Consider the following 20,438-nt stretch of genomic DNA (forward strand, 5'->3'; position numbering starts at 1 on the left):
CCGCACGGCCGTGCCACGGGCCGCGGGCAGCGTCACCGTCACCGCGAGGCCCGCGCCGGGCGCCGTGCGCACCGCGACATCGCCTCCGTGCGCCCGTACGACGCCCTGCACGATCGCCAGGCCCAGACCGCTGCCCGCACCGCCGCCGGCCCGGAAGAACCGGTCGAACACGCGCGAGGCGTCCTCCGTCGCCAGCCCGGGACCCTCGTCCGCCACGCACAGCCGTACGACACCGTCCGAGCGTTCCACCCCGAGCCGCACCGGCACGTCCGGTGGTGTGTGGGTACGGACGTTGGCCACCAGGTTGCCGAGCACCTGGCGCAGCCCCGATTCGTCGGCGCGCACCAGCAGCGCGCCGTCGGCGCCGACCGAGACGGGCCGTCCGGGCTGCTGCGCCCGCAGGTCCTCGGCCGCGTCCCGCACCAGCGCGCTGACGTCCACGTTGCGCAGCCGCAGTTCGGGCTGCTGGTCGAGCCGGGCGAGCAGCAGCAGCTCGTCCACCAGATGCCCCATGCGGTCGGCCTCCGCCATCATCCGGTCCCAGGCCCGCTTGCGTTCGGCGGGCTCGCGCAGCATCCCCCGGTCGTACAGCTGGAGGTAGCCGCGGATCGCGGACAGCGGGGTGCGCAGCTCGTGCGAGGCGTCGGCGACGAAACGGCGCAGCTGGGCCGCCGTGCGTTCGCGCGTGCGATAGGCCGACTCCACCTGGTGGAGCATGGCGTTGAGGGCCAGCCGCAGCTGTTCGACCTCGTGCGTCGGATGGTGCCGGGACGGTATCCGCCGGGTCAGGTCCCCCTCGGCTATCGCCGACGAGGTCTCCACCATGTCCTCCAGCGGCAGCATCCGGCGGCGCACGCTGAACAGGGTGAGGCAGGCGAGCAGCGCCAGCAGCAGCGTGCCGACGGCGAGGTCCAGCTTGAGCGCCTTGGCGATGCCCTTGTGCAGGACGTCCGTCGAGATGGCCAGCAGGATGTCCGTGCCGTCGGACAGCCGGATCGCGGTGGCCCGGTACGGGGTGCCGTCCACCGTCACGTCCCGGGGTTCGGCGTCGGCGACGAGTCCGCGCGGGTCGCCGACCGCGCGGGCCAGTCCGCGCTGGGTGTCGGTCGGGGCGACCCCGAGGATCGAGACGGCCGTGCCCGTCTCGCCGTCCACGGCGACGAAGACGGTGTCGGGTGCCGGACGGTCCTCGGTCCGCTCGGTGGTGATGTGCTCGCGGATGAGGCCCAGCGCGGCGAACGAGTCGATCTGCCGCAGCGTCAGATGCGAACCGGACAGCGAGTCACGGGTCTTGGTCAGCTGGGAGTCGATCTGGCCGAGCAGGTAGTGCTGCATGCCCATGATGCTGACGGCGGTGGCGGCGATGATGCCCAGGGCGAGCAGCGCCACGTTGGCCAGGGTCAGCTTGACGCGCAGCGAGTGGGTGCCCAGGGCGCGCCGGAGCCGCGGGGGCGCGGGGCGCGGCGGGAGTGCCGGGACTCTCATGCCAGCCCGTATCCGACACCCCGCCGAGTGGTGATCACCGGCGCTTCTCCCGGGATGTGCAGCTTGCGGCGCAGATAGCTGATGTAGGTCTCGACGACCGTCGATTCCGGCGGGGTGTGCTCGTACTGCCAGACGTGCCGCAGGAGTTGCTCCTTGGGCACGATCCGTCCGCCGTTGCGGACCAGGAAGCGCAGCAGCGCGTACTCGGTGGGGGTGAGCTCGACCGTGCGGCCGGCGCGGTGCACCGAGTACGTCGTCTCGTCCAGTTCCAGGTCGCCGTGGCGCAGCGGGGGCCGCTGCGGCAGGACGTCGGCGGGCCGGGTGCGGCGCAGCACCGCGGTGATCCGGGCGATCACCTCGTCGATGTTGAACGGCTTGGTGATGTAGTCGTCGCCGAAGCCGAGCGCGCCGACGATCTCGGCCGGGGAGTCCCGCGCGGTCAGGAACACCAGCGCCAACCGAGGTTGCAGGGCGCGCAGTTCACGGCCCAGGGCGCGGCCGTCGCCGTCCGGCAGCATGACGTCGAGCAGCGCGACGTCGGGCCGGGTGCGCTCGGCGAGGGCGAGCGCCTCGCGGACCGTGCCCGCGGTCATCACCTCGAAGCGGTGGTAGCGCAGCGCGATGGTGAGGACGTCCGCGATGCTCGGCTCGTCCTCCACGACCAGCACGGTGCCGGGAGCGGTCGACATGCCCCCAGTATCCGTGCGGACGCCCGGCGCCGGGCCGGTTGCCGCTTTGGAGTTCCTTGAGAGTCGTGCGTGGGCCGTGTCCCCGCGCGCCCGCCGCCGCCGATGCTGTTGCCCTGGCCCGGGGGGACCGGTCGACCGGCCGGTCATCGAACAAGGAGATGTGAACGTGGCGGCATTGGCACGGTGGTGCTATCGGCACCGGCTCGTGGTCCTGTTGCTGTGGGTGGGGGCGCTGTTCGGTCTGGGCTTCTCGGCCTCGACGGCGGGCACGGACTACGCGAACGTCTTCGCCCTGCCGAACACGGATTCCACGAAGGCCTACGACCTGATGGAGAAGGCCTTCCCCGAGCGCGCGGGCGACACCGACACGGTGGTGTGGAAGGTCGACGACAGCCACCGAGGCACGGTCCGGGACCAGGACGTACGGGAGCGGATCGAGCCCGCGCTGGCGAAGATCGCGAAGATGGACGGCGTCGGGGAGGTCGTCGACCCCTACACCCCGCGCGGCGCGGCGCAGATCAGCGGCGACGGACGTATCGCCTACGCCCAGATCACCTTCACCGAGCGGGCCAACGCCGTCCCGAAGGAGCTCGTCCAGGACGTCGTCGACACCGCGCGGAGCGTCGGGACCCACGCCGGGGGACTCCAGGTCGAGCTCGGCGGCCAGGCCATCCAGCGCGCGCAGGAACCGCCCACGGGCCTGGCCGAGATGGTCGGCCTCGCGGCCGCTGCGGTCGTGCTGTTCCTCGCCTTCGGCTCGCTCGCCGCGATGTCCCTGCCGATCGGCGTGGCGATCTTCGGCGTCGGCACGGGCCTGTTCACGACCCAGCTGCTCAGCCACGTCACCGCCATCCCCGACCTGGCTCCGCTGCTCTCCTCGCTGATCGGCCTCGGCGTCGGCATCGACTACGCCCTGTTCATCGTCACCCGGCACCGGCGCGGCCTGCTGCGGGGCGCCGACCCGGAGGAGGCGGCGGTCACGGCCCTGAACACCTCGGGCCGGGCGGTGCTGTTCGCGGGCGGCACGGTGTGCATCGCGCTGGCCGGGATGCTGGTGACGAACCTGCGCTTCCTGGACGGCGTGGTCATCGGCACCTCCCTCACCGTGGTGCTGAGCGTGTTCGCGGCCACCACCCTGCTGCCCGCCCTGCTCGGTCTGCTCGGCCCGCGCGTCCTCAGCCGCAGGCAGCGGCGCAGGCTGGCCGCCGAGGGCCCCGAGCCGGAGCGGGCGAGCGGGATCGCGGCCCGCTGGTCGGCGGGTGTGCAGCGGCGTCCGCGCCTGGTCGCGGTGGTCGCCGTGGCCGTGATGGCCGTACTCGCCGTACCCGTGCTGTCGTTGCGGCTGGGCGCCACCGACCAGGGCAACGACGACACCACGACGACCACCAGGCAGGCCTACGACCTGCTCGCCGAGGGCTTCGGGCCCGGCTTCAACGGCCCGCTCCAGGTGGTCACGTCCGACGGCGACACGACCGCGCTCGTCAAGGGGATCCGGGCGACCGACGGGGTGGCCCGGGTGGCCGCGCTGCCGCCCGCGCAGGGCGTCACCGTCATCCAGGTCGTGCCCACCACCTCACCCCAGTCCAAGGAGACCGACGACCTCATCGACACCCTGCGCGACGACGTCATTCCGCGCTCGGGGGCGAGCGCGCACGTCGGCGGGGTCACCGCGGTCTCCAAGGACTTCGCGTCCGTCACCGGTGACCGGCTGCCGCTCTTCGTCGTCACCATCATCGGCCTGAGCTTCCTGCTGCTCCTGGTCGCCTTCCGCTCCCTGATGGTGCCGCTGACGGCCGCGGTGATGAACCTGATCGCCGCGGCGGCCTCCTTCGGCGTGCTGGTCGCGATCTTCCAGTGGGGCTGGGGCCTGGACCTGCTCGGCCTCGGCAAGGAGGGGCCGATCAACGCCTTCCTGCCGGTCATCATGCTCTCCCTGCTCTTCGGCCTGTCCATGGACTACCAGGTGTTCCTGGTCAGCCGGATGCACGAGGAGTGGGTGCACACCCGCGACAACGCCCGCGCGGTCCGGGTGGGCCTGGCGGAGACCAGCCGGGTCATCAACAGCGCGGCCCTGATCATGGTCTGCGTGTTCCTGGCGTTCGTCCTGAGCGGCGACGCGGGCGCGGCGGTGGCGGGCGTCGGCCTGGCGGCCGCGGTGGCGCTGGACGCGTTCGTCCTGCGTACGGCGCTGGTGCCGGCCGTGATGCACCTGCTGGGCGGCTCCAACTGGTGGCTGCCGGCCTGGCTGGACAAGCGGCTGCCGCATCTCGCGGTGGAGCCGGCGGAGGAGCCGGCGGCCCCGGCCGGACCGGCCCGGCCGGACGCCGGGGGAGAGGGCCCCGCCACGGTGGTCCACGGCTTCGTCCGCACCGTCGACGGCGACCCGGTCGAGGGCGCGGAGGTGACCCTGCTGTCCCAGGGCGGCCGGACCCTGGACCGGGTGTCCTCGCTGGCCGACGGCTCGTACATCCTCTCCGTCCCGTCCCCGGGCAGCTATCTGCTGGCGACGGCGGCCTCCGCGTACGGCTCGCGGGCCCGGCGGGTGGCGGTCGCGGACGGGCCGCTGGTGCACGACGTGGAGCTCACCGAGGGCGAGATGGACACGGTGAACTGACGTCCGGCGCCCTCCGGCCCGCGGGCGTCAGGGGGCGGGCTTGCGCGCCGCTGGATCGGGGAGCGCCTTCGTCATTCCCGGCAGGAAGTCCGTGAACAGCTCGTGGACCTCCAGCACCAGCGGCCGCAGCACCCGGAAGCGGGCCAGCGCGACGCCGCGTCCGGTGAGGCGGGCGCCGCGCTCGGCGAGCCGGTAGCTGCGCTCGCGCCCCTCCGTCCGATCGAAGATCCAGTACAGGACGAGTCCCATCTGGGAGAGCCACATCAGCTCCGGCAGCACGTCCCGCAGTTCGGGGGCCACCTTGGTCCGCGCCCCCGCGAGCACCTCCCGGTGGACGCCGATGGCCTCCACGCGCGCGTGCTCCGACTCCGGGGAGAAGGGGCTGAGCGGGCTGTCGGGGTCGGCGGCGTTCTTGAAGAACTGCACCGCGAACTCGTGGTACGGCGTGGCGACGTCCAGCCAGGTCCGCAGCACCCCGGCGAGCCGCGCCTCCAGACTCGTCTCCCGGTCCAGGATCTCCCGGACCGCCTCCCGGTGCTCGGCGGCGAGGCGGTCGTAGAAGCCCTGGATCAGGTGCTCCTTGCCGGAGAAGTAGTAGTACGCGTTGCCGACGGAGACCCCGGCCTCCTGGGCGATGGCCCGCATGGTCGTCTTGTCGTACCCACGCTCCTGGAACAGCCGCATCGCCGTCTCCAGGATCAGCGCGCGGGTCTGCTCGGACTTGCTGGGCGTGTCGCCGTCGCCGGGGTTCTCGTTGTTCGCAGGCACGGTAGGAGAGCCTAACGAGTGCGACAGGTGCCGTCGTCGCAGCCCGGGGAGCCGGGACCGTCGTACGCCCACCCGTGGGCGGGGTCGTAGGACCAGCCGTCGGTGCGCGGGTAGGCCCGGCCGCCCCACTGGCTGCCGCGCCACCTGGCGGCGGCGAGGACGGCGCCCTTGGCCAGCTTCGCCCCGGCGGGCGTGCTCAGCCGGTGGGCGAGCGGTCGGTGTTCGCGCAGCGCCCACAGGGTCACGACCCAGGCGGCCGCGCCTCGGTAGACCTGGCCGCCGTCTCCGACGACCGTCACGTCGTCCAGCGTGGCGTCGTGGTCGAGGCCGGGAAAGCGATGCCGGGCCTCGGCCGAGGCGGCCGGGACGAACTCCAGCGGCACCAGCTGGCGCTGGCGCACGAGCCAGTCGCGCACGAAGGTGCACAGCGAGCACTGCGCGTCGTACAGCACGGTGAGCCGGCGGACCGGGACGCGCGGTGCGTCCCGGTCCGCGACGGTGGCCGTCACGCCGCTCACGCCCCGGTGGTGGGGGCGACCCAGCCCTGCGGGGCGACCGGCGGTACCTGCTCCCGCTCCAGCACCCCGCGGCGCCGGATCCGGCTGAGCACGTACACGTTGCCCAGGTGCATCACGCCGAGCACCAGCAGCACCACACCCAGCTTGGTCGACAGGGCCTCGAAGACCCCGCGGGTGTCGCCGATGGTGTCGTCGCCGCTCAGGTACAGCGCGACGAAGCCGAGGTTGACCAGGTAGAAGCCGACCACCAGCAGGTGGTTGACGGCGTCCGCGAGCTTCTCGTTCCCGTGCAGCACGTCCGCCAGGAAGACCCGCCCGTTGCGGCTGAGCGTGCGCGCCACCCAGATCGTCAGCCCGATGCTGACCACCAGGTAGATGACGTACGCCACGACTGTGAGATCCATGTCCGTCCCCGCCCCTTCTCGAACACGCTTACTCGAACGCGCCTTCTTGAACGCGTTCAAAACGCTGTCGAGATTGAATGTAGACCTCTTTTTGAACATGTTCAAGTGAGGCTCCGGGCGGGTCGGTCGAAGGCCTATCGCGGCGCCCTGCGGGCCAGTTCGGGGCGTTTGGCGTAGTCCGTCAGGCCGATGACGTTGCCCCAGGGGTCCGCGAACTCGACGGTCCAGCCGGTGGCGGTGGAGAAGGGCTCCTCCAGAGTGGTGATGCCGGCGGCGGCCAGCGCGCGGGCGGCCGACCGGGCGTCCGGCACCTCCAGCCACAGCCGGGGCGACGCCCACGGCGGCGGCCGGTGGTCCAGTGCCTCGTCCAGCCGCAGCAGTACGCCCGGGGTCTCCTTGCCCACCTTCAGCAGCGCGATCCCGGCGTCGTCGAGCCGGAACGCCGCCGGGAGCCCGGCGCGTTCGTAGAAGCGCACGGCCTCGCCGAGATCCCCGACGGGCAGCAGCACGTTGTCGAGTCCGAGGAGTTCGTATGACACGTCGTCTGACATCTCGTCAGGTTAGGGGTGGCCCGGCGACGGCAGGGCAGGGCTGACCGCGGGCCGAACATGTGATCACCCGTTGAGGTGAAGCGCGGGTGAGGGACCCGGCGGCCGGTTGTCAGTGGCGGCTCGTACTGTCCTCGGCATGGGAATGGTGACGTTCGTCGACGAGACGACCAGTGGTGACCGCGGCGCGGGCTGGGGGATCGAGATCGCCGAGGAGCGGCTCGCGTTGCGCGAGCTGATCCGGCGGCGGGTCTTCCAGGAGGTCGCCGAGTACAACGCGCGGATGCCGGGGGTGTTCCAGGGGCTCGTGCAGCCCGAGGACACCGAGCGGGTGCTGAACGGGTACGCGCTGCGCACCCCCCGCCGGATAGACCCGGAGGCGCAGACCGCGCTGGCGCTCAAGGCCTTCGCGGGCAACGGCTTCCTGGTGCTCGTGGGGGACCGTCAGGTGACGGACCTCGACGAGGAGATCGACCTGGTCCTGGGCACCGAGGTCACCTTCCTCAAGCTCGTCGCACTGGTGGGGGGATGACGATGAGAGGCACCGGGAACTGGGTGCAGCGGATCCGCCGGCAGGCGGACGAGGACAACATGGGCAGGCTCGCCGACGACGCCCTCAAGGCCGCCGTGGCCAACGACGGTTACTGGGGCGGCGGCTGGACCGAGATCCTCGACCTGCTGCGCGCGCTCTCCGCCGAGCAGCGGACCCGGCTGGCCGACGCGCTGGTGGAGCGCCACCACTCGGTCGGCGAGGGATCGGTCGCCCGGGGCAACGCGCTGACCCTGCTCGCCGTCGTGTCCCGGGACCTGCCCGGCGACCGGCTCGCCGCCGAGCGGCTGAGGCAGCTCGAAGAACTCGGCAGGAAGCACACCTTCTGGTACGAGACGCGGCTGGACGAGCTGGTGGAGGCCGAGCTGGCGGCCGGACGCCGGCCGTCCCCGGCCGTCGTCGCGGTGGTCCGCCGCACCGCCATGGACGCCTATCGCGTCACGGGCCTGGGGAACCTGGTGAAGAGACTCCCGGAGCCCCCCGTCCTCAACGTCGGCGAGGCATGGGCCGAGCAGGCCATGAAGGATGCCCCGGGCCCCGACTGGCAGGCACTGCTGGCCCATCTCCCGACCGCCACCGCCTCCAAGCCCTCCGCCAAGTGGGACAAGCAGGCGCGGGACCTGATCGAGGCCCTCGGCGCCGAACGCGTCCGCGTCGCCGCGCTGTCCTGGGTCGCGCTCGTCGGCCGCCCCCGGACCTTCCCGCTGGACGCCCCGACCTACGGCGCGAACCTGAACGACGCCTACGACCCGTACAACGCCGACGCCCTGCGCGGCCTCGCCTGGCTGGTCTCCCTCCTGCCGCCCCATCCGGACACCGCCCGGGCCCTCGGCGCGCTCGTCGAGACCTCCCTGAAGAAGGTCGCCGGAGTCGGCCCGCGCAACCCGAAGGTCGCCAACGCCGGGGTGATCGCGCTGTCCCGCGTCGACAGCGAGCCCGCCCTCGCCGAACTGGCCCGGCTGGCCACCCGGGTGACGTACAAGGCCACGGCGAAGCTCGTCGACGGCGCCCTGGAGGCGCGGGCCACCGCCCTCGGGCTCAGCCGCGAGGAGATCGAGGAACTCGCCGTCCCGGCCTACGGGCTCGACGAGGTCGGGCACACCCGGCGCGTCCTCGGCGAGACCACCGCCCTCGTCGAGGTCCAGGGCACCCGCGCCGTACTGGGCTGGCGCAACGCCACCGGCAAGGCCGTCAAGAGCGTGCCCGCCGCCGTCCGGCGCGACCACGCCGAGGAGCTGAAGGAACTCAAGGCGGCCGTCAAGGACATCGACAAGATGCTGTCCGCGCAGGCCGAGCGCCTGGACCGGCAGCTCCTCGCCCGGCGCACCTGGGCGTACGGCACCTGGCGCGAGCGCTACCTCGACCACCCGCTCGTCGGCACCCTGGCCCGCCGGCTGCTGTGGACCGTCGACGGCACCCCGGTCGGCTTCGCGGACGGCGAGCTGCGCACCCTCACCGACGATCCGGTCACGGGCGGCGCGGAGGTCGCCCTGTGGCACCCGGTCGGCCGGGAGCCCGCCGAGGTCGTCGCCTGGCGGGACTGGCTGGAGCGGCACGAGATCACCCAGCCGTTCAAGCAGGCCCACCGCGAGGTGTACCTGCTCACCGACGCCGAGCGCGCGACGGGCACCTACTCCAACCGCTTCGCCGCCCACTTCGTGCGCCAGCACCAGTTCCACTCCCTGGCCGCGATCAGGGGCTGGCGCAACAAGCTCCGCCTCTGCGTCGACGACGAGGCGCCCCCGGCCACCCGGGAGCTGCCCCAGTGGGGCCTGCGCGCCGAGTACTGGATCGAGGGCGACGGCCAGTACGGCGACGACACCACCGAGTCCGGCAGCTATCTGCGGCTGCGCACCGACCAGGTGCGCTTCTATCCGATCGACGCCCCCGAGAACTGGGCGCACTGCCACGGCGGCGAGTACCGCATGTGGCTGGGCCCCGACGACGACCCGGTCGAGCCCCTGCCGCTCACCGAGATCCCGCCCCTCGTGCTGTCCGAAGTCCTGCGCGACGTCGATCTGTTCGTGGGGGTCGCGAGCGTCGGCAACGACCCGACCTGGCAGGACGGCGGCCCCGGCGGCCGCTTCCAGGAGTACTGGACGTCGTACGGCTTCGGCGACCTGACCGAGACCGCGCAGACCCGCCGTGTGCTCCTCGAACGGCTGATCCCCCGCCTGGCGATAGCCGACCGCTGCACCCTGGAGGGGCGCTTCCTGCACGTGAAGGGCGAGCGCCACACGTACCGGATCCACCTGGGCTCCGGGAACATCCTGATGAGCCCGGACGACCGGTATCTGTGCATCGTCGCGAAGTCCGGCGCGGGCGAACCCCAGGCCGGCTACCTGCCGTTCGAGGGCGACCGGATGCTGGCGGTGATCCTCAGCAAGGCGATGCTGCTGGCGGACGACCTGGCGATCACCGATCCCACGATCCTCAGCCAGCTGTGAAAAACGCCCCGGGGCCCCGTCTCCGCAGTGGCGGAAACAGGGCCCCGGGGTTCGAACGAGAAGATCAGAAGCGCCGGGTGATCAGCGCCCGCTTCACTTCCTGGATCGCCTTGGTGACCTCGATACCGCGCGGGCAGGCGTCCGTGCAGTTGAAGGTCGTACGGCAGCGCCACACGCCGTCGCGGTCGTTGAGGATCTCCAGCCGCTGCTCGCCGGCCTCGTCACGCGAGTCGAAGATGAAGCGGTGGGCGTTGACGATGGCCGCCGGACCGAAGTACTGGCCGTCGTTCCAGAAGACCGGGCACGACGAGGTGCAGGCCGCGCACAGGATGCACTTCGTGGTGTCGTCGAAGCGCTCGCGGTCCTCGGCCGTCTGAAGACGCTCGCGGGTCGGCTCGTTCGTGTCCTTCGTGATGAGGAAGGGCATGACGTCGCGGTACGCCTGGAAGAACGGCTCCATGTCGACGACCAGGTCCTTGAGGACCGTCAGGCCCTTGATGGGCTCGACCGTGATCGGCTTCTCGGGGTTGAGGTCCTTGATCAGCGTCTTGCAGGCCAGACGGTTCTTGCCGTTGATCCGCATGGCATCCGAGCCACAGATGCCGTGGGCGCAGGAGCGACGGAAGGTGAGGGTGCCGTCGACGTCCCACTTGATCTTGTGGAGGCCGTCGAGGACCCGCTCCTTGGGGTCGATCTCCAGCTGGAAGTCTTCCCAGGTCGACTCGTCCGAGATCTCCGGGTTGAAGCGGCGGATCCGGAAGGTGACCGTGATGTAGGGGGAGGCGGCGGACTCCGCCTCGACCTTGTCCAGAACGGGGGTTGCCATCAGTACTTACGCTCCATCGGCTGGTAGCGGGTCTGGACGACCGGCTTGTAGTCGAGACGGATCGACTCGGAGCCGTCGTCGCCCACCTCGCGGTACGCCATGGTGTGGCGCATGAAGTTGACGTCGTCGCGGTTCGGGTAGTCCTCGCGGTAGTGACCGCCGCGGGACTCCTTGCGGGCCAGTGCGGAGACGGCCATGACCTCGGCCAGGTCGAGCAGGTTGCCCAGCTCGACGGCCTCCAGCAGGTCGGTGTTGAACCGCTTGCCCTTGTCCTGGATCGACACGTTCCGGTAGCGCTCGCGCAGCTCGGCGATCTTCTCGACCGCCGTCTTGATCGTCTGCTCGGTGCGGAACACCATGACGTTCGCGTCCATGGTCTCCTGGAGCTCGCGGCGCAGCGTCGCCACCCGCTCGGTGCCCGTGGAGGTGCGCAGACGCTCGATCTGCGCGACGACCTGGGACTCCGGGTTCTCCGGGAGCTCGACGAAGTCCGCCTTCTGGCTGTACTCCGCCGCCGCGATGCCCGCCCGGCGGCCGAACACGTTGATGTCCAGCAGGGAGTTCGTGCCGAGGCGGTTCGCGCCGTGCACCGAGACGCAGGCGACCTCGCCGGCCGCGTACAGGCCCGGGACGACCGTCGTGTTGTCCGACAGGACCTCACCCTCGACGTTGGTCGGGATGCCGCCCATGGCGTAGTGCGCGGTGGGCTGGATCGGGATCGGGTCCGTGTAGGGCTCGATGCCGAGGTAGGTGCGCGCGAACTCGGTGATGTCGGGCAGCTTGGCGTCGAGCTGCTCCGGCGGGAGGTGGGTGAGGTCGAGGTAGACGTGGTCCCCCTCGGGACCGCAGCCGCGGCCCTCCCGGATCTCCGTGTAGATGGAGCGCGAGACGACGTCACGGGACGCGAGGTCCTTCATGACCGGCGCGTACTTCTCCATGAAGCGCTCGCCGTCCTTGTTGCGCAGGATGCCGCCCTCACCGCGGGCGCCCTCCGTCAGCAGGATGCCCATGCGCCAGATGCCGGTCGGGTGGAACTGGAAGAACTCCATGTCCTCCAGCGGCAGACCACGGCGGTAGACGGCCGCCTGGCCGTCACCGGTCAGGGTGTGCGCGTTGGAGGTCACCTTGAAGAACTTGCCGGTGCCGCCGGACGCGTAGATCACGGCCTTCGCCTGGAAGATGTGGATCTCGCCGGTCGCGAGCTCGTAGGCGACGACGCCCGCGGAGCGCTTGACCCCGTCGACCTCGGTGATGAGCTGGTCGAGGACGTAGAACTCGTTGAAGAACTCCACGCCCTCCTTCACGCAGTTCTGGTACAGCGTCTGGAGGATCATGTGGCCGGTGCGGTCGGCCGCGTAGCAGGACCGGCGGACCGGGGCCTCGCCGTGGTTGCGGCTGTGACCGCCGAAGCGGCGCTGGTCGATGGTGCCGTCCGGGGTCCGGTTGAACGGCAGGCCCATCTTCTCCAGGTCGAGGACGGAGTCGATGGCCTCCTTCGCCAGGATCTCGGCGGCGTCCTGGTCGACCAGGTAGTCACCGCCCTTGACCGTGTCGAAGGTGTGCCACTCCCAGTTGTCCTCCTCCACGTTGGCGAGCGCGGCGGCCATGCCGCCCTGCGCGGCGCCCGTGTGGGAGCGGGTGGGGTAGAGCTTGGTCAGCACGGCGGTGCGGCTGCGCTTCGTCGACTCGATGGCGGCGCGCATGCCGGCGCCGCCGGCCCCGACGATGACGGTGTCGTACTTGTGGATCTTCATGGTGGTTGCCTCAGCCCCGTGCCTAGCGGATGTTCGGGTCGAAGGTGAAGATCACCAGCGTGCCCAGCAGGATGGTGAACACCGTGGCGGTGTAGAGCAGGCCCTTGAGCCACAGCCGGGTGTTCGCGCGCTCCGCGTAGTCGTTGATGACCGTGCGCAGGCCGTTGGCGCCGTGGAGCATGGCGAGCCACAGCATCAGCAGGTCCCAGACCTGCCAGAACGGCGAGGCCCAGCGGCCGGCCACGAAGGCGAAGCCGATCTTGGAGACGCCGCCGTCCAGCACGAGCTGGATGAGCAGGTGGCCCAGGACCAGGACGACCAGCACGATGCCGGACAGGCGCATGAACAGCCAGCCGTACATCTCGAAGTTGCCCCGCGTGGACTTCGGGGTCTTCTTGGTGCGGGCGCGCGGGGCCTCGATGAGGGGCGCCGGGTTGTCGACGTCGAAGAGGGGAGCACCCTCGACGGGGCCGATTCCGGAAGCGGTGGTTTCAGCAGTGGACATCGACGTCAGCTCCCGAACAGTTCACGAGCGGCGTGGCCGAGGACGGGGTAGATCGCCCCGATCATCAGCACGACCCAGATGCCGACGACGGACCAGAGCATCTGCTTCTGGTAGCGCGGGCCCTTCGACCAGAAGTCGACGGCGATGACGCGCAGGCCGTTGAGCGCGTGGAAGAGGATGGCGGCGACGAGGCCATACTCCAGCAGCCCGACGATCGGGGTCTTGTACGTGGCTACGACCTTGTCGTAGTCCTCGGGGGACACGCGAACGAGAGCGGTGTCCAGCACGTGAACGAACAGGAAGAAGAAGATGAGGACGCCGGTGACTCGATGAGCCACCCAGGACCACATTCCTTCCCGGCCGCGGTACAGCGTTCCAGCCGGCACGGAAGAACCCTCCGGGAGCGGGGACTAGGGCCTGCCGGCTTCGGTGTCGGTCGGGCCCGGCCGGGTACGGTCCACCGGCCCCCAGCATCGTAGCGACGTGTGCGCGTGGCGCTTACACGGGGCCTGCCGCTGTGATCAAACTGGCACGCAAAGGGGCACGTACGGGCTATTGGCGGGCGCGCCATGACGGGGAATCATGTCCTATTCGCCGGATACGGCGCCGTTTGTGCCGAGTGCGGGGCTCCTTGCGCCCCGGAGGTGGGTGGCCAGCCTCCCCTTGGCCAGATTCCGTAGTTCCTCCGCCGTGACCACCCGTTCTTCCTCCGGATCGTTTGTCAATCGTGATCGGATGCCTTCGAGTACACGGTCGGGGGTTTCGTTCGGGGCCACCTCGTCCAGACAGATGACGAACACATGTCCGAAGCGCGCCTCGTAGGCCGCGTGGGCCGCGCTCAGTGCAGTATGGGCTGCGGAGTACGTTCCGTACGGCAGCGTCGGCAGGGCCTCGCTCGCCAGCGCCTCCGCGAGATCCCCCGGGGTCAGGTCGTACGCCGCCTCGTCGCAGGCGGCCAGCAGCGACTCCAGGTCGGGATAGGGGCGGTGGTCGGCGACGCGCCCGGCCCAGCGCGGGCTGTGCAGGCAGTCCAGGAGCAGACGGTGGGCGTCGTCGGCGGGCGCGCTGTTGAACCCCGCCAGCAGGTGCTCGGGCGGCGGGGTGCGGGTCTGCTCCGGGACGGTGGGTATGGCCAGTCGGCCGGTGCGATGAGGAATGCGGTGCGCAGGCAGCGTGGGTCCTCGCGTCACGTGTGTGTCGGCAGGGGATGCTGAGAGAGATGTGACGACACCGTATCGAGAGTGGTCGGGTTCATGTCCGAGGGATGCCCGGTTTTCACCCGGACGGGAGAGTTTCGGAACGTGTGGTGGACAGCCTCGACGCGCGCGTGGCCGTAGGTTGGCGGGGTGAGTCAGCACAGGCGCCGGGCGCCGCAGAAAGGCGCGGGTCAGCGCAGGCGCCGGGCGGCGCCACAGAAAAGGACGGGCCGGCGGGCGCTGCTGGTCGGGGCCGCGGTCGCCGCGTTCGGCACCGGGCTCGGACTCTGGGCCTTCGGTGACGACGGCGACTCCGCGAACCGGGACTCCGGGGCCGCCTCCTCGGCCGGGCAGGCCGCGAGTTCCAGCCCGTCGCCCACCCGGATCTACCCCCTCTCCCAGGCCCCGCGGACCATCCCCGCGGTGCGCGACCACACCCCGGCGCGCGGCCCCGGCTGGCGGCCGCGGTCCGGCTACCGAGTGGTGGTCAGCGACGCCGAGCTGGCCGACGAGGGACGGCTGATCGCCGGTGAGCTGGGGCTGACGTACGGCGGCGAGAAGGACGACGTGCGCGACGGGGACGTACGGCTGGCGCTGAACGACGACGAGGGCGCGGACCCGGAGTCGTACGCCATGACCGTGCGCGGCGGCCGCGTGACCATCAGCGGGCCCGCCGACGCGGGCGTCTTCTACGGCACCCGCACCCTCAAACAGGAGGTGCACGGCGGCGGTACGGCCCCGGAGGGCGTCGTGCACGACGAACCAGCCAAGCCGCGGCGCGGGTTCATGCTGGACATGGCGCGCAAGCACTTCACCGCGGCCTGGATCGAGGACCGGGTGCGCGAGCTGGGCGACCTGAAGTACAACGAGCTCGGGCTGCACTTCTCCGACGACCAGGGCTTCCGGATCGAGTCGGCGACCCATCCGGAGATCGTGTCCGCGCAGCATCTGACGAAGGCGGAGGTCGGGCGGATCGTCGCGCTCGCGCAGAGCCGGCACATCACGGTCGTGCCGGAGATCGACTCGCCCGGCCACCTGGGCGCCGCCATCGCCGCCCACCCCGACCTCCAACTGCGCAACGCGCAGGGCGTGGCCACCCGCGGCGCGATCGACATCGCGAAGGGCGACTCCGCCGGCCTCGTCGACGATCTGCTCGGCGAGTACGCCGGCCTGTTCCCCGGCGGCCAGTGGCACCTCGGCGGCGACGAGTACCAGGCGCTGACCGCGGCGGACCCGGAGGCCGCCTACCCGCAGCTCGCCACCGAGGCCAGGGCGGCGTACGGCTCCTCCGGCACCGTCGCCGACCTCACCACCGGCTGGCTCGGCGACCGCGCCGACACCGTCCGCGCCCACGGCCGCACGATGCGGGTCTGGAACGACGGCTTCTTCCGCCACACGTCCGTGCAGCCCGCCAAGGACCTCCAGGTCGCCTACTGGACCGGCAAGGAGATCGGCGCCCGGCCGCCGGAGGAGTACCTGAGCGCGGGCCGCAAGGTGCTCAACTACAACGACGAGTTCCTCTACTACGTGCTCGGCGAGCCGAACACCTTCGTCTACCCGACGGGAAAGCGGATCTACGAGCAGTGGAACCCGCGCGTCCTGCGCAAGACGGCGGCCGTTTCGGCGAAGTACGACGACCAGATCCTCGGCGGCTCCTTCGCGGTCTGGTGCGACCTCGCGAACTCCCAGACCCAGGACCAGGTCGCGGCCGGCATCCGGATGCCGCTGCGGGCGACCGTCCAGAAACTGTGGGACCCGGGCACGCCGACCCTGACCTGGCCGCAGTTCACCGCGCTGGCGACCCGGCTGGGGTGAGTCGGGAGCCCTGATGCGTGGACTGCGGGTGGTGCGCGCCGCCGCGGAGGCCGGTGGTTTCCGCGGCATCTGCCGGGCCAGTGATTCTCAGTGATCTTCAAGTGACCCCTTGTGTTCCTGTGGCTCCTGTGGTCCCTTTGGCTGAAAACCCTCTGCTTTTCGCTGCTCGACCGGATCGGCGGGCCGGCCCCTGTGACACACCGGGGCGGTCGCACGCAGTAAGGGGATATGCGGGCTCCGTAAGGAATGGTGCCTCGACAAGGGAGACGTGAATGAGCCTGGTGGACCTCATCGGTCAGGCGGACGACCGTGGGCTGACCGCGAGCGGGCTGGCTTGTTTGGATCGGTGTGTGCCGCTGCTGGGCGGTGACGACGAGGTTCTGCGGCCGCTGTGGGGCAGCCTGACGGAAGGCTCCGGCGGCGACTGGAGCGAATCGCTGGAACAGGTGCGCGGCAAGCTCACGACGCCGGAGGAGTCCGAGGGGAACGAGGCCGCTCTCCTCGCCCACCGGATGCTGACCGCCGCCCCGGCCGGGCGGACCACCGCCGAGGTGCGGCAGTGGGCGGACGCCTGCTCGGTGGCCTCGCTGCAGATTCACCGGATCCTCGACCCGGTCGAGGACGCCTCCCCGGACGACGCCCTCGACCGCATCCGCGCGGGCGAGGCGCCCGCCGAGGGTTGTCTGGTGAGCGTGCCGCCGCTCGTCGCCGCCGAACTGCGCCGCCAGATCAGCGTCCTGGAACTGCTCGCCGAACACGGCGCGGGCGGACTGCGCCCGGCGCTGGACGTGTCCACGGAGGGCCGGCGGGTGCTGCGCGCGGTGGTGTCACGGCGCGCCCGCGGCGCGCAGGGGGCCAGGGCCCGTTCCTGAGCGCATCCTGTGTGCGTTGTGCGAGGAAGGTGGGGCGGTCCTGCGTCGGTTGCGCAATCGCCCCGGAAAGCGGTGACGAAAAGCCCGCTGACCTCGCTCTTCTCGATGTGACGAGCTATCTGACGAGCCGGTCGACGACGGACACCGCACCGCGGGGGAGCCGGCCCCATGCCGCGAACCGGCCGGTGCGGTGGGCGGCGGACGTGGTGAGCGCCATGCGCGAGGGCGCGCGGCTGCGCCTCGACTACGGGGCGCCGAGCCTGTGGCGGGTCGACCGGACGATCGAGGAGATCCGACGCGAGGGCACTCCGTACGCCGCCGTGGAAGGGGTGTTGCGGGGCTTCGGCGCGTACGCGGGCGAGGTGATCGTCCGGCAGACCGGCGCGGAGTGGTGCGCGACGGGCGGCGCGTACTGGATCAGCACCCCGGACGGCCGGCTGTGGGACCCGATCGACGAGGCCCGCCGGTGTTTCACGGGCCAGGGTTCGCTGCGGCTGCTGTGCCAGGACGCGACGGCGGCGCGCGGGTGAGCGGGTGAGCGGTACGGGAGCGTGGGCGTGGGCCGACCCGGCGCCCGGGCCGCCGTCCGACGCGCTGTGACACTTCCGCCGGGACAGACGCAGATGCCCGTGGAGCCACTCCACGCGGCGGCTCCGGCAGACGGGGCGGCCGTGGACCGCGGCCATGGACTCGGCATGGACGAGGACTGTCTTGGGCCAGGGAGGCGAACCCCGGCGCGCGCAGGCGTACGACGGGGAGCTGGGCGCGGCGGTCGCGCTGGCCCAGCAGGGTGACGAGAGCGCGTTCGCGGTGGCGTACCGGATCGTGCAGCCGGGGCTGCTCGGGTATCTGCGCGGACTGGTCGGTGACGACGCCGAGGACGTGGCCGCCGACGCATGGCTGGAGATCGCCCGTGACCTCGGGAGGTTCGCGGGGGACGGGGCGGGGTTCCGCGGCTGGACCGCGACCATCGCCCGGCACCGGGCGCTCGACCATCTGCGGCGGCGCCGGGTACGGCCCGTGGCGGCGGCCATCGAACCGGACCTGCTGGACCTGCCGGGCCCCTACGACACCCACGATCAGGCCCTGGAGTCCCTCTCCACCGAGCGCGCCCTCGCCCTCGTCCGCGCCCTGCCGCCCGACCAGGCCGAGGCGGTGCTGCTGCGGGTCGTGGTGGGCCTCGACGGTCCGGCCGCCGCCCGGATCCTCGGCAAGCGCCCCGGCGCGGTCCGTACCGCCGCGCACCGGGGCCTGCGCCGGATCGCCCGTGAACTGGGCGTGGACGGCCCGGAGTCGGCGGGTGTGACGGATGACGGGTCCCGGACGCTGGGGGAGTCGACATGAAGGCACCCTGCGGCCCGCCCCGCGGAATCCCGGCCGAGCGAGGGGCGGATGGCACGGAGCGCGCCGACGGCGGCGTGAGACGGTACGGGCGGCGCGGGCGCGGCGACGAGGGCGCGCGGTGGTGCGGGGCGGTGCGCGGGGACGGATTCGCGCGGTGGTGCGGGATGGCGCGGGGACGGATTCACGCTGCGGTACGAGGCGGTGCGCTGCGGCGCGGCGATGGATCCGCGAGGCGTGGCGTGTGGCGGGCCCGTGGGGCGTGGTGGTGGAGCGACCGGACAGGGGACGGAATGAGCCATGTGGGGACGGGCGCAGGCACGGGCGGCGCCCCGGGGGACGACGTCCGGTCCGGCCGGGCCGCCCGCCTGACGGAACTGCTCGCCGCGGCCCTGCGCGAGGAGGAGACCGACGCCGAGTCCGAGAAGCGTGCCGTCGCCGCCTTCCTCGCCGTACGCGACCTGACGGCGGCGCCGAGGCGGACCCGGCGCCGGGACGACTGGCGGCCCCGGCCGGTGCGCTGAGCGGTAACCGCCCCGCGGGGTCACGGTCCTGGGCGAACACGGCCCTGAGCAGCGGCTGCTGAGGGCAATCGCTTTCCGTGCGCGGGACGGCTCGTGGGTGTCGGAGCTGCCGCCGAGGCAACGGCCGGGGCCGCCACCCCCCACAGGAGAGGCCCCGGCCGTCGCGCGGCACGGGCCGCGCGGCGGCCCGTATTTCCTACAGCGCCAAGAGTGCGTTTTCTGTCACACCCGCAGAGTCACGAGTTAGTTGCATGTTCTACCGACGTGGACGAGCAGCGGTTTCACGCCGTAACGTGCCTTTCGCGCCGTACCGCTGACAGCGGCGGACTGCCTGACCATCACGGGGCCTGTGACCGTAACCATCGACGGCCATTGATCGAGCAACCACGACGGCGAGAACCCGGCCCGCGAGAGCGGTGTCGGCCGAGGCGCAAAAGGGGCGCGGTGCTGGGGGACGACGCGGAGCTGACGGCCGCGGTGCTTGCGGCGCAGGACGGGGACGAGACCGCGTTCCGGACTGTGTACCGCACGGTGCACCCTCGGCTGCTCGGATACGTACGGACACTGGTGGGTGACCTCGACGCCGAGGACGTCACCTCCGAGGCGTGGCTCCAGATCGCCCGCGACCTGGAGCGGTTCACCGGCGACGCGGACCGCTTCCGCGGCTGGGCCGCCCGCATAGCGCGCAACCGGGCCCTGGACCACATACGGATGCGCGGACGCCGCCCCGCGATAGGCGGCGACGAGACCGAACTCGCCGGGAAGGCCGCCGCGTCCGACACCGCGGGCGAGGCCATGGAAGCCCTGGCCACCGGGCGCGCCTTTTCCCTCATCGCCAGGCTGCCGCAGGACCAGGCCGAGGCGGTCGTCCTGCGGGTCGTCGTGGGCCTGGACGCCAAGAGCGCCGCCGAGACGCTGGGCAAGCGGCCGGGGGCCGTCCGCACGGCCGCGCACCGCGGTCTGAAGCGACTCGCCGAACTCCTCGGCTCCGATCCGGAATCGGTCGGCGGGCTCGACGCCCTGCCGTCCCAGCGAGAACCGCGCGCCCGCGCGGTGACGTCCGCCGGTGTGACGCATCCACGCGCGCGGACGCAGAAGGACATGTGATGGCCGACGAGCAGTACAGGTGGCTGGACCGCGAAGCGGCGGAGCGCTTGCTGCGCGGGGAGCCGTTGGCCCCCGCCGTCGACGCCACGGTCCGGGACCGGGCCGGGCGGCTCGCCGAGACACTCGGCGCCCTGTCCACGGCGCCAGCCGCGCCGGACAGCACCGAACTTCCCGGAGAGGCCGCCGCGATGGCCGCCTTCCGGGCCGCGCGCGGCGCCGAGCGGCCGGCCGTCGGCCGCCGCGCCCGCACCGCCGCCTCCGGCTCCGCGGACGCCGGACTCGTCCGTCTCGGCCGCCCGGCTCCGGCCGCCGGCCGGTTCCGCTGGGGCCGCCCGGTTCGCCTCGGCCTGTCCGCCGCGCTGGCCGCCGGCATGGTCGGCGGCGTCGCCGTGGCGGCCGGAACCGGAGTCCTGCCCGCACCGTTCGGCGGTGTCGAACCCGGCCCGGCGGCCTCCGTCTCGGCCGCCGCGAGCCC

General features: G+C 71.9%; 20 protein-coding genes and 1 pseudogene. 10 read left to right on the top strand and 11 right to left on the bottom strand.

Going from position 1 to position 20,438, the window contains the following annotated elements; translation table 11 throughout:
• On the bottom strand, nt 1-1,485 hold a 1,485-nt coding region (locus tag FNH09_RS32420; protein WP_152893471.1), incomplete at its 3' end, for a sensor histidine kinase.
• Complete coding sequence (locus FNH09_RS32425) at nt 1,482-2,174, bottom strand: response regulator transcription factor (protein ID WP_152893472.1); 693 nt, start codon at nt 2,172-2,174, stop codon at nt 1,482-1,484. The genes FNH09_RS32425 and FNH09_RS32420, both read right to left, overlap by 4 nt.
• A gap of 175 nt (nt 2,175-2,349) precedes the next feature.
• Between FNH09_RS32425 and FNH09_RS32430 the strand changes: the two genes are divergently transcribed.
• Nucleotides 2,350-4,788 carry an MMPL family transporter gene (locus FNH09_RS32430; RefSeq protein WP_152893484.1) on the top strand — a complete coding sequence of 813 codons (2,439 nt, stop codon included), beginning with the start codon at nt 2,350-2,352 and terminating at the stop codon, nt 4,786-4,788.
• Between the two features lie 27 nt (nt 4,789-4,815).
• Here the strand turns inward: FNH09_RS32430 and FNH09_RS32435 are convergent, their stop codons facing one another.
• From FNH09_RS32435 to FNH09_RS32450, 4 genes are all read right to left on the bottom strand, one after another.
• Nucleotides 4,816-5,556, bottom strand: coding sequence for a TetR family transcriptional regulator (locus FNH09_RS32435; protein ID WP_162469415.1), 741 nt, complete (start codon nt 5,554-5,556; stop codon nt 4,816-4,818).
• 11 nt (nt 5,557-5,567) lie between these two features.
• A complete protein-coding gene (locus FNH09_RS32440) occupies nt 5,568-6,074 on the bottom strand; it encodes a DCC1-like thiol-disulfide oxidoreductase family protein (RefSeq protein WP_162469416.1) in 507 nt (168 codons plus the stop codon).
• Entirely contained in the window at nt 6,071-6,478 is a 408-nt protein-coding gene (locus FNH09_RS32445) for a hypothetical protein (protein ID WP_152893474.1), read from the bottom strand. Before FNH09_RS32445 ends, FNH09_RS32440 begins: the two co-directional genes overlap by 4 nt.
• A 134-nt stretch (nt 6,479-6,612) precedes the next feature.
• Nucleotides 6,613-7,029, bottom strand: a complete 417-nt coding sequence (locus FNH09_RS32450; protein WP_152893475.1) for a VOC family protein — start codon at nt 7,027-7,029, stop codon at nt 6,613-6,615.
• Nucleotides 7,030-7,165: 136 nt separating this feature from the next.
• Between FNH09_RS32450 and FNH09_RS32455 the strand changes: the two genes are divergently transcribed.
• Together FNH09_RS32455 and FNH09_RS32460 are read left to right on the top strand one after the other, a co-directional pair.
• Complete coding sequence (locus FNH09_RS32455; RefSeq protein WP_152893476.1) at nt 7,166-7,558, top strand: hypothetical protein; 393 nt, start codon at nt 7,166-7,168, stop codon at nt 7,556-7,558.
• On the top strand, nt 7,555-10,023 hold the full coding sequence (locus tag FNH09_RS32460; protein WP_420802796.1) for a DUF4132 domain-containing protein: 2,469 nt from the start codon (nt 7,555-7,557) through the stop codon (nt 10,021-10,023). Before FNH09_RS32455 ends, FNH09_RS32460 begins: the two co-directional genes overlap by 4 nt.
• A gap of 64 nt (nt 10,024-10,087) precedes the next feature.
• Here FNH09_RS32460 and FNH09_RS32465 read toward each other — a convergent pair whose 3' ends face one another.
• From FNH09_RS32465 to FNH09_RS32485, 5 genes are all read right to left on the bottom strand, one after another.
• Nucleotides 10,088-10,849: a succinate dehydrogenase iron-sulfur subunit gene (locus tag FNH09_RS32465; protein WP_152893478.1), complete on the bottom strand. Its 762-nt coding sequence runs from the start codon at nt 10,847-10,849 to the stop codon at nt 10,088-10,090.
• Entirely contained in the window at nt 10,849-12,603 is a 1,755-nt protein-coding gene (gene sdhA, locus FNH09_RS32470; RefSeq protein WP_152893479.1) for a succinate dehydrogenase flavoprotein subunit, read from the bottom strand. The genes FNH09_RS32465 and sdhA overlap by 1 nt, the downstream gene beginning before the upstream one ends.
• A gap of 22 nt (nt 12,604-12,625) precedes the next feature.
• Entirely contained in the window at nt 12,626-13,108 is a 483-nt protein-coding gene (locus FNH09_RS32475) for a succinate dehydrogenase hydrophobic membrane anchor subunit (RefSeq protein ID WP_152893480.1), read from the bottom strand.
• A gap of 5 nt (nt 13,109-13,113) precedes the next feature.
• Nucleotides 13,114-13,494, bottom strand: a complete 381-nt coding sequence (gene sdhC / locus FNH09_RS32480; RefSeq protein WP_133043130.1) for a succinate dehydrogenase, cytochrome b556 subunit — start codon at nt 13,492-13,494, stop codon at nt 13,114-13,116.
• 201 nt (nt 13,495-13,695) lie between these two features.
• Entirely contained in the window at nt 13,696-14,298 is a 603-nt protein-coding gene (locus FNH09_RS32485) for a 2-oxo-4-hydroxy-4-carboxy-5-ureidoimidazoline decarboxylase (protein WP_162469417.1), read from the bottom strand.
• A 156-nt stretch (nt 14,299-14,454) separates the two neighbouring features.
• Between FNH09_RS32485 and FNH09_RS32490 the strand changes: the two genes are divergently transcribed.
• The 7 genes and pseudogenes from FNH09_RS32490 to FNH09_RS32520 form a co-directional block, all read left to right on the top strand.
• Nucleotides 14,455-16,119, top strand: a complete 1,665-nt coding sequence (locus FNH09_RS32490; RefSeq protein WP_420802797.1) for a beta-N-acetylhexosaminidase — start codon at nt 14,455-14,457, stop codon at nt 16,117-16,119.
• Nucleotides 16,120-16,391: 272 nt separating this feature from the next.
• Nucleotides 16,392-16,991, top strand: coding sequence for a hypothetical protein (locus FNH09_RS32495; RefSeq protein ID WP_152893481.1), 600 nt, complete (start codon nt 16,392-16,394; stop codon nt 16,989-16,991).
• A gap of 107 nt (nt 16,992-17,098) precedes the next feature.
• A complete protein-coding gene (locus FNH09_RS32500; protein WP_162469418.1) occupies nt 17,099-17,521 on the top strand; it encodes a hypothetical protein in 423 nt (140 codons plus the stop codon).
• A gap of 181 nt (nt 17,522-17,702) precedes the next feature.
• On the top strand, nt 17,703-18,335 hold the full coding sequence (locus FNH09_RS32505) for an RNA polymerase sigma factor (RefSeq protein WP_152893482.1): 633 nt from the start codon (nt 17,703-17,705) through the stop codon (nt 18,333-18,335).
• Nucleotides 18,336-18,625: 290 nt separating this feature from the next.
• The gene (locus tag FNH09_RS32510; RefSeq protein ID WP_152893483.1) at nt 18,626-18,856 is read left to right on the top strand and encodes a hypothetical protein; all 231 of its coding nucleotides are present in this window, start codon (nt 18,626-18,628) and stop codon (nt 18,854-18,856) included.
• A gap of 444 nt (nt 18,857-19,300) precedes the next feature.
• Entirely contained in the window at nt 19,301-19,963 is a 663-nt protein-coding gene (locus FNH09_RS32515; protein WP_162469419.1) for a sigma-70 family RNA polymerase sigma factor, read from the top strand.
• A pseudogene (locus FNH09_RS32520) lies at nt 19,963-20,438 on the top strand (extensin); the annotation flags it as partial. The gene FNH09_RS32515 and the pseudogene FNH09_RS32520, both read left to right, overlap by 1 nt.

Origin of the sequence: Streptomyces adustus (assembly GCF_009377175.1) — a bacterium.
Classification (GTDB): domain Bacteria; phylum Actinomycetota; class Actinomycetes; order Streptomycetales; family Streptomycetaceae; genus Streptomyces; species Streptomyces adustus.

What these genes read in the sequence shown, in the direction of transcription:
- FNH09_RS32425 (WP_152893472.1), bottom strand. Translation starts at nt 2,174, where the DNA reads ATGTCGACCGCTCCCGGCACCGTGCTGGTCGTGGAGGACGAGCCGAGC.
- FNH09_RS32445 (WP_152893474.1), bottom strand. Translation starts at nt 6,478, where the DNA reads ATGGATCTCACAGTCGTGGCGTACGTCATCTACCTGGTGGTCAGCATC.
- FNH09_RS32450 (WP_152893475.1), bottom strand. Translation starts at nt 7,029, where the DNA reads ATGTCAGACGACGTGTCATACGAACTCCTCGGACTCGACAACGTGCTG.
- FNH09_RS32455 (WP_152893476.1), top strand. Translation starts at nt 7,166, where the DNA reads ATGGGAATGGTGACGTTCGTCGACGAGACGACCAGTGGTGACCGCGGC.
- FNH09_RS32460 (WP_420802796.1), top strand. Translation starts at nt 7,555, where the DNA reads ATGACGATGAGAGGCACCGGGAACTGGGTGCAGCGGATCCGCCGGCAG.
- FNH09_RS32465 (WP_152893478.1), bottom strand. Translation starts at nt 10,849, where the DNA reads ATGGCAACCCCCGTTCTGGACAAGGTCGAGGCGGAGTCCGCCGCCTCC.
- sdhA (WP_152893479.1), bottom strand. Translation starts at nt 12,603, where the DNA reads ATGAAGATCCACAAGTACGACACCGTCATCGTCGGGGCCGGCGGCGCC.
- FNH09_RS32475 (WP_152893480.1), bottom strand. Translation starts at nt 13,108, where the DNA reads ATGTCCACTGCTGAAACCACCGCTTCCGGAATCGGCCCCGTCGAGGGT.
- FNH09_RS32495 (WP_152893481.1), top strand. Translation starts at nt 16,392, where the DNA reads ATGAGCCTGGTGGACCTCATCGGTCAGGCGGACGACCGTGGGCTGACC.
- FNH09_RS32510 (WP_152893483.1), top strand. Translation starts at nt 18,626, where the DNA reads ATGAGCCATGTGGGGACGGGCGCAGGCACGGGCGGCGCCCCGGGGGAC.